This is a genomic window from Acidobacteriota bacterium, from assembly GCA_016703965.1.
GTDB lineage: Bacteria > Acidobacteriota > Blastocatellia > Pyrinomonadales > Pyrinomonadaceae > OLB17.
In genome coordinates this window covers 539,038-551,381 of record JADJBB010000021.1, presented here as the reverse complement: position 1 = coordinate 551,381, position 12,344 = coordinate 539,038, and the positions used below count along the sequence as shown (strand labels likewise).

Annotated in this window: 9 protein-coding genes; 6 read left to right on the top strand and 3 right to left on the bottom strand. The window is 52.4% G+C overall.

All coding sequences use genetic code 11. The annotated features are described in order from the left end of the window. Positions 1 to 19: 19 nt before the first annotated feature. Complete coding sequence (locus tag IPG22_09955; protein MBK6588602.1) at positions 20 to 505, bottom strand: hypothetical protein; 486 nt, start codon at positions 503 to 505, stop codon at positions 20 to 22. A gap of 186 nt (positions 506 to 691) precedes the next feature. Between IPG22_09955 and IPG22_09950 the strand changes: the two genes are divergently transcribed. After that, positions 692 to 2,911 carry an NADP-dependent isocitrate dehydrogenase gene (locus tag IPG22_09950; protein ID MBK6588601.1) on the top strand — a complete coding sequence of 740 codons (2,220 nt, stop codon included), beginning with the start codon at positions 692 to 694 and terminating at the stop codon, positions 2,909 to 2,911. A gap of 487 nt (positions 2,912 to 3,398) precedes the next feature. Here the strand turns inward: IPG22_09950 and IPG22_09945 are convergent, their stop codons facing one another. Continuing rightward, positions 3,399 to 4,205, bottom strand: a complete 807-nt coding sequence (locus tag IPG22_09945; protein ID MBK6588600.1) for a 2OG-Fe(II) oxygenase — start codon at positions 4,203 to 4,205, stop codon at positions 3,399 to 3,401. A 272-nt stretch (positions 4,206 to 4,477) separates the two neighbouring features. Here IPG22_09945 and IPG22_09940 point away from each other — a divergent pair, with 272 nt between their 5' ends. Continuing rightward, the gene (locus IPG22_09940; GenBank protein MBK6588599.1) at positions 4,478 to 5,749 is read left to right on the top strand and encodes a DUF1501 domain-containing protein; all 1,272 of its coding nucleotides are present in this window, start codon (positions 4,478 to 4,480) and stop codon (positions 5,747 to 5,749) included. 364 nt (positions 5,750 to 6,113) lie between these two features. On the opposite strand, the gene IPG22_09935 is transcribed toward IPG22_09940, so the two are convergent. After that, the gene (locus tag IPG22_09935; GenBank protein MBK6588598.1) at positions 6,114 to 7,313 is read right to left on the bottom strand and encodes an argininosuccinate synthase; all 1,200 of its coding nucleotides are present in this window, start codon (positions 7,311 to 7,313) and stop codon (positions 6,114 to 6,116) included. 91 nt (positions 7,314 to 7,404) lie between these two features. Here IPG22_09935 and argH point away from each other — a divergent pair, with 91 nt between their 5' ends. The 4 genes from argH (at position 7,405) to ftsH (ending at position 12,260) form a co-directional block, all read left to right on the top strand. Beyond that, complete coding sequence (gene argH, locus IPG22_09930) at positions 7,405 to 8,793, top strand: argininosuccinate lyase (GenBank protein ID MBK6588597.1); 1,389 nt, start codon at positions 7,405 to 7,407, stop codon at positions 8,791 to 8,793. Continuing rightward, positions 8,794 to 9,216: a PaaI family thioesterase gene (locus IPG22_09925; protein ID MBK6588596.1), complete on the top strand. Its 423-nt coding sequence runs from the start codon at positions 8,794 to 8,796 to the stop codon at positions 9,214 to 9,216. Positions 9,217 to 9,221: 5 nt separating this feature from the next. Then, complete coding sequence (tilS, locus tag IPG22_09920; protein MBK6588595.1) at positions 9,222 to 10,217, top strand: tRNA lysidine(34) synthetase TilS; 996 nt, start codon at positions 9,222 to 9,224, stop codon at positions 10,215 to 10,217. 153 nt (positions 10,218 to 10,370) lie between these two features. Continuing rightward, positions 10,371 to 12,260, top strand: a complete 1,890-nt coding sequence (ftsH, locus tag IPG22_09915) for an ATP-dependent zinc metalloprotease FtsH (protein ID MBK6588594.1) — start codon at positions 10,371 to 10,373, stop codon at positions 12,258 to 12,260. Positions 12,261 to 12,344 lie beyond the last annotated feature (84 nt).

Genomic DNA, 12,344 nt, shown 5'->3' with positions numbered 1-12,344 from the left:
GCGGATCAAACCGAATAACTCATTTCGTTCGAAGCGTTGCGATGATCGCGATCATTCTTTCGAGGCCATTCTCGTTTTTAGACGATGCACGAGCATTCAGATCGCCAGTCTCGTTTGTCGCGGCAGTCAGCGTTCCCGTGCTTGTTTTTACAACCGACCACACAACATCGTCTTTAATAAGCCGCGACCTTAAAAATGGCTTTGTCTCGGTATCTGAACCGGAATGTATTCCCTGTCCCTTTTTTATCTCGACGAACCCGTAGAGATCAGACGCCGGATCTTTGGCGAGGATGTTGTACCCGAGCTGCCCTTCTTTTCCGCGGGCTTCTGCAACGCGTAATGTTTCAGGTATCGAAATATAGTAATTCGATTCGCCCAGCCGTGTTTCGACCAGGCCAGCTTCAGTCGATGGCATAACAACGCGTAAGGCCTGCGGGCCGCAGCCAGCCGAGAACAAGAGCAAAGCCACGATCAACAAATGGATATGTACGGTAGAGCTCTTCATACAATCTGTCGGAGAGGTGTGAGAAGAATAATCTTACGAGCGAAATTTACCTTTTATCTCAAAGCAACTTAAGATAGCGTTAATTGTTTAGTGTACTAAACAAGATCCTGAGTTCTAAATATACGCTCAAACTCAGCAATAAAACCGGTCGATAGACCCAACCTTTATATTAAAACAGGCGATAAAATGGCAGACAAATCAAAGATCTATTACACATTGACGGACGAGGCTCCGATGCTCGCGACGTTTTCTTTTTTACCGATAGTTAAGGCGTTTACCAAGGCTGCGGACATCGACATTGAGGTTCCCGATATCTCGCTCGCGGGTCGCATTTTGGCTAACTTTCCGGAGTATCTGACAGGCGAACAAAAGACACCCGATGCACTCGCACAGTTGGGCGAACTCGCGACCAAACCGGAAGCCAACATCATCAAGCTTCCAAACGTCTCGGCCTCCGTTCCGCAGCTTGAGGAAGCGATCTCCGAACTTCAGAAACAGGGCTATGCGCTGCCAAATTACCCCGTCGAGCCCAAGACTGACGAAGAAAAGGCCATCAACAAGAAATATGCCAAGGCCCTCGGAAGTGCCGTAAATCCGGTCCTGCGAGAAGGAAACAGCGACCGCCGGGCCCCAAAAGCCGTAAAGAATTACGCCAAGGTCAATCCGCACCGGATGGGTGTGTGGGCCGCCGATTCGAAAACCTCGGTCGCGCACATGACCAGCGGCGATTTCTTTGGGACGGAAAATTCTACAACTGTTGAAAACGACGGTAAATTCCGCAACGTTTTCTACGGCAGCGACGGTTCCGAAAAGGTTCTGAAGGACTTCGCTCCGTTAAAAGCGGGCGAGGTGATCGATTCGTCGGTGATGACGCTTTCGGCGTTGACATCGTTCGTCAAAGAAGCGATCGCTGAAGCAAAAGAGAAAGACGTTCTGCTTTCAGCTCACCTGAAAGCGACGATGATGAAGATCTCTGACCCGATCATTTTCGGAGCGATCGTCGAGACCTATTTCAAGGACGTTTTTGAGAAATACAAGGACGTTTTTGCCGAGCTGGATATCAATCCGAACTACGGCCTCGCAACGCTAAACGAGAAGATCTCGGGACATCCGCAAGAGGCTGAGATCAAAGCGGACATCGCAAATACCATTCAAAACAGTGCGAAGCTCGCGATGGTCAATTCCGACAAAGGCATCACGAATTTCCACGTTTCATCAGACGTGATAGTCGATGCGTCGATGGCGGCTCTCGTTCGAGGCGGCGGCAAAATGTGGAACGCGGAAGGCAATGAAGAAGATACGGTCTGCATCATCCCCGACCGCACCTATGCCGGATTTTACGCGGCGATCATCGACGACATGAAGCAGAACGGAGCGATCGACCCGAAAACTTTCGGTTCCGTTCCAAACGTCGGCCTGATGGCTCAAAAGGCCGAGGAATACGGTTCGCACGACAAAACATTCCAGATCGCGGGCGAAGGCACGGTTAAGGTCGAGGACGAAAACGGAAACGTCCTGCTCGAACAAAGCGTGCAGAACGGCGATATTTTCAGAATGTGCCAGGCCAAAGACGCTCCGATCCAGGACTGGGTAAAACTCGCGGTAAACCGTGCAAGACTTTCCGACACGCCGGCAATATTCTGGCTCGATCACGACCGTGCACACGACGCTCAGATCATCAAAAAGGTCGAAAAATACCTCAAAGATCACGATCTTACCGGCCTTGACATCCAGATCATGGACGTCAAAGACGCCGTTGCCGCGACCTTAAAACGTGCGCGCGAAGGCAAGGACACGATCTCGGTTTCGGGCAATGTTTTGCGTGATTATCTGACCGATATGTTCCCTATTTTGGAACTCGGAACCTCGGCCAAGATGCTCTCGATCGTCCCGCTCATGAACGGCGGCGGTTTGTTCGAGACCGGAGCCGGCGGCTCGGCTCCGAAACACATCCAGCAGTTCCTGCAAGAGGGTTATCTGCGTTGGGATTCGCTCGGCGAATTCCTGGCTCTGCAGGCAAGTTTCGAGCACGTCGCACAGACCACGGGCAATAATAAAGCCCAGATCCTCGCCGATGCCCTGGACGCGGCGAATGCAAAATTCCTCGCAACCGACAAATCGCCTGCCAGAAAGGTCGGCCAGATCGACAACCGCGGCTCGCATTTCTATCTGGCGATGTATTGGGCCGAAGCTCTAGCCGAACAAACCGCGGACGCCGAGATCGCCGCAAAATTTGCTCCGGTCGCCAAAGCTTTGCAGGAAAACGAAGCAAAGATCAACGATGAACTGATCGGAGCACAAGGAAAGCCACAGGATGTCGGCGGATATTATCATCCGGATCCTGACAAGGCATACGCTGCGATGCGGCCTTCCGGCACGCTGAACGCGATCGTCGATGCCATCTAAAGCACTATGTTAGCAGGCTAACATAACGTTAGCCCGCTAACTAAATGGCAACTTTCATCTGAAATTAGGCGTCAATACAAATGTTCAGCTCGTTTTTGGTGATTTCTTTCACGAGCCGAAACGGTGCAGTGGCTGGCGTAAAAACCCAGCCATCTCCCCATTTCTAATACAAAGCTTCTAGTTAAGCAAAATCCGCGTTATTCGATCTTAGCTCCGTTAGGAGCGAAATGTTTGTAGAAGACCCATCAAGGATCTCTCGCCGAGCTCCATAGGAGCGGAACCATCTCCGTGACATAACAACGACGGTGTCGCCCCTGAAGGGGCTGGACAATATCTTCTGACGATCCGTTTCTACAAACATGCCGCTCCTACGGAGCTCGATCATTCGTCTCGATCAACCTTCTTATCTTGGCGGCCTTGCTTCTTAAGGCTTTGCGTTGAAATCTCTTCGAACCAAAAAACGGGTGGGACGATGCCAGCTCTCCCGCTACCCTTCAAACACATCTTTCTTCGCAAAGCCGTCTTTTTTTATCTTTCTCAATTTGGTTCTCAGTTCGCTGTCGAGTTTGGTGACGATGCGTCGCAGCTTCTGTTCGGGGCGGGCCATGAAATAGGTGACGTGGGTGGTTTCGTAGCCGTTTGGCGAGTGGGGTGAGAAATAGTAGTTCGACACGCAGCGGCGCACGCCGTCGGCCTTGACCTCGTTGACGGAGTGGAATGACTTGTCGTTCGTCGACATCAGGACGAGGCGGTTGAAGAGGCTCGGGATCTCGATCGGTGTCGTTACATTCGCGTCCCAGAGTTCGAGATTGCCGCCGTTCGCCGCGTCCCAATCGGGCGTGATGTAGTAGAGCAGGTTGAGCACGCGGTAATTCTGCTGTTCGCCGTCGTGAGAATTGTCGATATGCGGATTCAGAAAATGTCCGCGCGACATCGCACTCAGGCCGCCGGCATAAAGATGCGGATCGCCGACCGCGTCACTGATGCCCGTGAGTTCGGCGACGCGCTCGATCACCCGCTTTTCCTGAAAAGCGAAGGTGATGTCCGAAATTATCGGGTCAAATTTGTCGAGGCTTTTCGAAGTATGCTTCCGTTCACGAAACGTATCCATCAGCCGCATTTCGCTTGGCGGCGGAAACGCATCAGAGACGCGGCGTGCGACGTCATACGGCAGCAGATCGTCGATGGCCGTAAAATGAGCCGCGACACCCTTGTCCGCCGCAAAGTCAGCTTTGATCGCGTCGCTGTTTTGGTTGAGCCGGTCTATTATGAGTTGAACAAATTCCTCGCGCATCTTTACATTATCGGATATTGGCGGCCTATTAGAAAATGACTGAGTTCCGGGTTGTAATTAGCCGCAGATAACGCAGAAAAAACGGATAGGCGCAGATAGATCGTAATTTATTTATACATATCCGCGTCATCTGCGGTTAGATCAACTGAGATCTCCACGAAGCTGGGTAGCGGGGAGTTTTCAGAGATGTCTACGATAATAATCTGACCATTTCACAAACGTGTGCGTCTAAGGTTGTGGCTGATAAAATATTTTTCACGGGATAAGCAATTATGGATAGACGATATTTTTTGAAAACGAGCGGCATCGGGCTGGCGAGCTTTGGGTTTATGGCGGCGGCGCCGGATTTTTTGCATCAGTTTGCAACTGCGGCTGCTGTGCGAGAAGGCTACGGCAAGAAGAAGGTGCTGGTCACGATTTTCCAACGCGGAGCGGTCGACGGCCTGAACATGGTCGTGCCTTATGCTGAAGACTCGTATTACAGCCTGCGTCCCACGATCGCCATTCCGGCACCGAACAAACCGAACGGTGCGATCGATCTCGATGGATTCTTCGGCCTGCACCCGAGCATGAAACCGCTCGAATCGTTCTGGAAAAACAAAAATCTCGCTATCGTGACCGCCGCCGGTTCGCCTGACAATACGCGTTCACACTTCGACGCTCAGGATTACATGGAATCCGGGACGCCCGGCAACAAAGGCACTAAGGACGGTTGGCTCAATCGCGTCCTGCAGGGCACGGGCGGCAAGGACGATTCGCCATTCCGTGCCGTCGCGATGACGCAGCAGCTGCCGCGTTCGCTCTACGGCCGCTCGCCTTCGGTCGCGATGGCAAATTTGGCTGATTTTTCGATCAAAGCCGGTGTCTATTCGAACAACATGAAAGGCGGTTTCGAAGGGCTGTATCAGCAGAACGCCAAAGATTCGCTCGGCGAGACCGGAAAGGAGACTTTCGAAGCGGTCAATTATCTAAAGACCGCCAATCCCGCGCAGTACAAACCCGAAAACGGTGCGGTTTATCCGACAACCGGTTTGGGACGCTCGCTCCAGCAGATCGCCCAGCTTATCAAAGCCGGTGTTGGATTAGAGGTTGCGTTCGCCGAAATGGGCGGCTGGGACACCCACACAAATCAGGGCCAGGGCAATAACCCTTCACAGGGCCAGCTCGCTAATTTGCTCAAGGATTTTGCGTCGGCGATCGCTGCTTTTGGAACAGATCTCGGCAAACGTATGGACGACGTCGTTGTGATCACGATGTCCGAATTCGGCCGCACCGCTAAAGAAAACGGTTCACGCGGAACCGACCACGGCCACGGCAACTCGATGTTCATCCTCGGCGGCAACGTCAAAGGCGGCAAGGTCTACGCCGACTGGAAGGGCCTCAAACCCGACCAGCTAAACGAAGGCCGCGACCTCTCGGTCACCACCGATTTCCGCGACGTCTTCGCCGAAGCCGCGAGTAAACACATGGGAGCGAAAGACCTGTCTAAGATATTTCCCACCTACTCCGCGACCAAGGAGAAATTCAGAGGATATCTAAGTTAAGAAATTAACAAAACGAGAGACACAAAAAGCCCGGACGCAAAGTTCCGGGCTTTCGTGACTTTTGGAGTTTGTTTCGGATGACCGGTCATGGGCGACATGACCGGAACGGCAGATGGATGTAGTGATCAATTTCGATGATGACGCTATTGATGTTTGTGGATGACGAACGGTTTGCGCCGCCGCGGTCCGCAAAAACACGTTTGACCAATCTCACAAATACCTCTACCAATCCAGGGTTTTAGTTTGACCAGACCGGCAAAAACCCTTGACCAAAGTCAATAAAACCGGGCATCCTGCGTGATCTGCTAGCCAATGCCTAACTATGGCTCAAAAATCCGACGTTTTTCGTTCCACATGCTGGATGCTATTCCATTTTTCTCAGTCTCAAGCGAAGAGCCTGAAGCTTGATAAATCCTTCGGCATCGATCTGGTCGTATGCTCCGGCATCGTCTTCGAAGGTGACGATGCGCTCGCGGTAGAGCGAATTCGGAGATTTGCGGCCTAGGATCGTGACGTTGCCTTTGTAGAGCTTGATGCGGACATCGCCGTTAACCGTTTCCTGGGTTTGGTTGATCATCGATTTGAGGATCTCGAATTCGGGGGCGAACCAGAAGCCGTAGTAGATGGATTCGGCGAATTTTGTACCGAATGAATCTCGCAGGCGGCCGACCTCGCGGTCCATGGTGATGGACTCGAGGGCACGGTGAGCGGCTTGCAGGATCGTCACGCCGGGCGTCTCGTAAACGCCGCGTGATTTCATTCCGACGAAGCGATTCTCGACCAGATCGACGCGGCCGATGCCGTGTTCGCCGCCGAGGTAGTTGAGCTTGGTCAGCAGATCGACCGCACCGTATTTTTCACCGTCGATCGCGACCGGCTCGCCTTTTTCGAACGAGATCGTAAGTTCCTGAGCGGTGTTCGAGGCGTTTTCGGGTGATTTGGTGAGCAGGAAGATGTTCTCCGGAGGAGCGGCCCACGGGTCTTCGAGAATGCCGCCTTCGTAAGAGATGTGCATCAGGTTACGATCCATCGAATATGGTTTGTCGGCGGTCGCGGTAACGGGAATACCGTGTTTCGCACAATACGCTATCAGATCCGCACGTCCCTTAAATTCCCAATGCCGCCACGGGGCCACGACCTTGATGTCGGGCTGCAGAGAGTAGTATGTCAGCTCAAAACGCACCTGGTCATTGCCCTTTCCGGTCGCTCCGTGAGCTACAGCGTCGGCTCCTTCCATCTGCGCGATCTCGATCTGACGTTTAGCGATAACCGGCCGAGCGAGCGATGTGCCGAGCAGGTAAACGCCTTCGTATAAAGCATTTGCTTTGACCGCCATCCAGACGAAGTCTTTGACAAACTCCTCGCGAAGATCCTCGACGTAGAGTTTCGAAGCACCGGTTGCCTTTGCCTTTTCCTCGAGCCCGGTCAGTTCTTCGCCCTGGCCGACATCGGCGCAGTAGCAGATGACTTCGCAGCCGTAAGTTTCCTTGAGCCACAAAAGCATGGCCGACGTATCGAGGCCGCCGGAATAGGCGAGGACGATCTTATTGATTTTCTTGGTCATAGCAATGGATATTTTAAAGCCGATACCGATCCGATAGCAGTTTTCGGCGCTTTCAAAAATAAACTACAATTATAGCCGTACGGAGATATAAATGACCAAATCAGGCCAACTTTGGGGCGGGCGGTTCACGGAAAAACCGGATGAAACGTTTGCAGAATTCAACGATTCGTTTCGGTTCGACAAACGGCTGTTCGCGGCGGACGTTCGCGGCTGTATCGCGCATGCGAATGGATTGAAACGGGCTAGGGTAATCACTAATCTTGAAGCGGTATCGATACTGGAAGGCCTTGATGAACTCATCGAGCATGCCGCAAGTGATCCCGCGTTTTTTCTCCATTCGAATTCCGAAGATGTCCATTCATTCATTGAGGGAAAGCTGATAGATCTCATCGGCGATACCGGACGAAAACTGCACACCGGACGCAGTCGTAACGATCAGGTCGCGACCGCATTTCGCTTGTGGCTGCGTGATGAATTAGACGCGATATCGTCGTTGATTCATCTTGCCCAGTCATCGCTCGTATCGCTTGCAGAACGCCATCGCGAAGCCGTTTTGCCGGGCTACACACATCTGCAGCGGGCACAGCCCGTGATGTGGGCACATTGGTGTCTCGCGTATTTTGAAATGCTGAAACGCGACAGCGAACGTCTTGCTGATGCCCGCAAACGTGTCAATATTTTGCCGTTAGGTTCGGCAGCACTTGCAGGTACGAGCTTCCCGATCGACCGCGAATCTGTGGCTGCCGAGCTTAGATTTGAAGGCGTTTCGGCAAACAGCCTTGATGCAGTTTCGGACCGTGATTTTGCGGTAGAATTTACCGCGGCGTGCTCGCTGATCATGGTCCATCTTTCGCGGCTGGCTGAGGATCTGATCATATATTGTTCGAACGAATTTGGGTTTGTAACGCTCAGCGATGCGGTTTCGTCGGGATCAAGCCTGATGCCGCAGAAGAAAAATCCGGACGCTCTGGAGCTGCTTCGAGGCAAAGCCGGACGAGTTTTCGGCCACCAGATGGGTTTGCTCGCCACCATCAAAGGCCTGCCACTCGCCTATAATAAGGACATGCAGGAGGACAAGGAAGCCGTTTTTGATACGGTCGACACCGTGAGCATTTCCCTCCGAGCCGCATCGATCGTGTTGGACAATGCGACCTTGAATGAAGAAAGGGCTCTCGCAGCTGCAACAAAAGGATATCTCAACGCCACCGAGCTCGCGGATTATCTGGTTAAGAAAGGCGTGCCGTTTCGAACCGGACACGAAATCGTCGGGCGTGCCGTTCTGTATGCGATCAGCGAAGGAAAAGAGCTTCATGAGCTGAGCGTCGAACAACTGAAAGAGTTTTCGTCCGAAATCGGCGAGGATGTAGCGGATGCGTTGAGTTTAGGATCGACGCTCGGGGCAAAGGATGCCATCGGCGGTACGTCGCCTTCGCGTGTGACAGAAGCCTTAACAGCCGCTCGTGCATTTCTCGATAAGTAGATGGAAAGATCAGTTCTACTAAAAAGTGTTGCCGAGAATGAGCTAATGCAGTTCCTCGGCGTCAAGATCATTGAGGCGACTGGCGATCGTGTGGTGCTGACGATGGAGGTCACCCCAAAGGTTCATCAGTACGTCGGCATTATGAACGGTGGAGTTTCACTGTATCTTTGCGAAACGGCCGCCTCGATCGGTGTTGTGGCGGGAGCGGATCTGACAAAGGTGACTCCGGTCGGCGTGGAGATAAACGCGAATCATCTGCGGGCGGTGAGCAAAGGCGTTTTGACCGTTGAGGCTTCGCCGATACATTCGGGCCGTTCGATGAGCGTTTGGAAGATCGAGATAACCAACGATAAGGGAAAGCTGGTTTGTACTTCGCGGCTGACGATGTTCATTCAAAACAGAGCCGCGTACCGGCCGGAATGATCTAAATGCACGGTTTTACGCGAAATCTGATCACGGAATGGCGGCGGCTCGGGTTGCCGTTTGGAGATGAGACCGTGGTCGTTGCGGTTTCGGGCGGTGCGGATTCGTTGAGCTTGCTGCTTGGAATGCAGGAGCTTCGCCAGCGAGAAAAACTCGCGGTTCGGCTCGTCGCTGCTCATTTTAATCACGGCATCCGCGATGGCGAGAGTGATGCGGACGAGGATTTTGTCCGAAAACTCGCAATAGAACGAAAGATCGAACTAGCCGTCGGCCACGGCAAAGTCAGCCGCGAAGGCAATCTCGAACAAAATGCACGTCTGGCTCGCTACGAGTTTCTCAAAACCACTGCGGAAAATCTGAACGCTCACTGCGTGCTGACCGGACACACGATAAACGATCAGGCCGAGACCTTTCTTCTAAACCTCATCCGCGGCAGCGGGCCAGACGGATTGAGCGGGATGACGGCCGTGAGGAATCTTGGAAGCGAAACCGCTACTCTGCTTGTTCGTCCTATGTTGACGTGGGCGAAACGGTCGGATACGGAAGGCTATTGCCATGATCTCGGCGTCGAGTACCGCTACGACACGATGAACGAGGACACGGCTTTCAAACGCGTCAGAATTCGAAAAATTCTGCTTCCATTGCTTGAGGATTTTAATCCCCATATCATCGAAACGCTCGCGAATACGGCGGCTTTGATGCAGCAGTTACCGAAATCGACCGAGCAGGGAAACCGTTTGGAACTCGGAGACGAACTGTTACTTGGAGACCTGAAACAGCTCTCGGAAGCCGATCTGAAGGGGCTGATCCGAGACTGGTTAGGGCGTCATCGTGGAAGCACGAGGCAATTGGCTCTGAAACATATAGAGGCGGTTGCTCGTTTGATAGTGAGCACAAAGAGCGGCCGAAACGTCGAATTGCCGGGCGGCCAAGTGATCAAAACAGGCGGGCGCTTGGTTTATAAGGAAAATAAGGTTGAAAAAAAGGGTTTGGACATCTAAAATCGAAGGTTGGCGTTTGAGATAGTCGCAAGTGGCATTTGGCACAACGCATTAGCGTATCTCTTCATCCAAACAGCATTGTGAAGCTCTGCTAAGAGCTGATCCGGAGGCTATAAATTGAGTTCTAAGGCAAAACAGGTTTTATTGTGGTTAATGATCATCTCGAGCGCTCTCGTTTTCGTCTGGTATTTGCAGACGAAGCAGACAACTCCGCCGAAGGAATTATCTTTCGACGCCGCACTGACACAGATCAAAAACAAGGACATCAAAGAAGTAACGGTCAAGCAAGATTCGCTCGAATTGGTAAGCAAGACCGACAATCAGAAGCTGTCCACGCGTCTGGATCTGAGCGATTCGACACGCGATCAGATCTTTGCTGCAGCAAAAGAAACTGACACCGTCATCAAGCTCGAACCCCCATCAAGCGGCCTCGGTTGGCAAATCCTTGTCACCCTTTTGCCGTTCATACTTCTCATGGGCTTCCTCGCTTTCACCCTGCGACAAATGCAGGCTGGCGGGAACAAAGCTCTCAGCTTTGGGAAATCAAAGGCAAAGCTGCTCAATAACCAGCAAAAACGCGTTACCTTCAAGGACGTGGCCGGTGTCGACGAAGCCAAAGAAGAGTTGCAGGAGATCATAGAATTTCTTAAAGATCCACAAAAGTTCCAGAAGCTCGGCGGCAAAATTCCTAAGGGAGTTTTGATGGTTGGCCCTCCGGGAACCGGTAAAACTTTGCTTGCCAAGGCAGTTGCCGGCGAAGCAAACGTTCCTTTCTTCTCGATCTCGGGTTCTGATTTCGTCGAAATGTTTGTCGGTGTCGGAGCTTCGCGTGTTCGCGACCTTTTCGAACAGGGCAAGAAAAATGCTCCGTGCATCATTTTTATCGATGAGATCGACGCAGTCGGCCGCCATCGCGGTGCCGGTCTAGGCGGTGGACATGATGAGCGTGAACAGACGCTGAACCAGCTTCTCGTCGAGATGGACGGTTTCGAATCGAATGATGGCGTTATCCTAGTCGCTTCGACCAACCGACCTGACGTTCTCGATCCGGCACTTCTTCGTCCGGGCCGTTTTGACCGCCGCGTTGTCGTTGGCCGTCCAGACGTTCGCGGACGTGAGGGAATCCTGAAGGTTCATACCCGCAAGATCCCTCTCGACGAAAAGGTCGACGTGAATGTAATCGCCCGCGGAACCCCGGGATTCACCGGTGCAGATCTCGCCAATATTGTTAACGAAGCCGCTCTCAACGCCGCTCGCTATAATAAAAAGGTCGTGACAATGAACGACTTCGAGATCGCCAAAGACAAGGTAATGATGGGTGCCGAGCGTAAGAGCATGGTCATTTCTGACGATGAAAAGCGTATCACTGCGTATCACGAAGCTGGCCACACACTAGTTGGACTCAAGGTCCCGAGTGTCGATCCGGTTCATAAGGTTACGATCATTCCCCGTGGAATGGCGCTGGGCCTGACGATGTATCTGCCGGAAAAAGATCGCTTGAGCGCAACGAAAGAGTATTTGCTCGGCAACATCGCAATGTCGATGGGCGGCCGTATCGCTGAAGATATTTTCATTGGCAGCATCACCACCGGTGCCTCGAATGACATCGAGAAAGCCACTGAGATCGCCCGTGCAATGGTCTGCGAATACGGCATGAGCAGCCTTGGGCCGCTGGCTTACGGTAAAAAGGAAGAGCAGATATTCCTCGGCCGTGAGATATCACAGCACCGCGATTACTCTGAAGACACCGCGATCAAGATAGACCAAGAGGTGCAAAAGATCATCAATGAGCAGTACGCTCTAGCTGAGACCATCATCAAAGAGAATCGAGATGCCATGATCCGCTTGGCTGAAGCTCTGCTGGAATTCGAAACGCTCGACGGTGTGCAGATACGCCGAGTGGTCGCGGGTTTACCTCTAGATAGTGACAATTCGCCGACAACTGACAACGACGGCACGTCGGAGAAAGAAGAGGCGTCGAACAATTCGTTCAAAAAACCTATTCTGCCGCCGATCACCGGAAATAATCCGGCAACCGCGTAAAGTCAGAGCCGGAAGCGATAGCGACGTAGTTACCTAAAAAGGCAAAAGTAAGCTCGGCTTTACTTTTGCCTTTTTCCTTTCTAC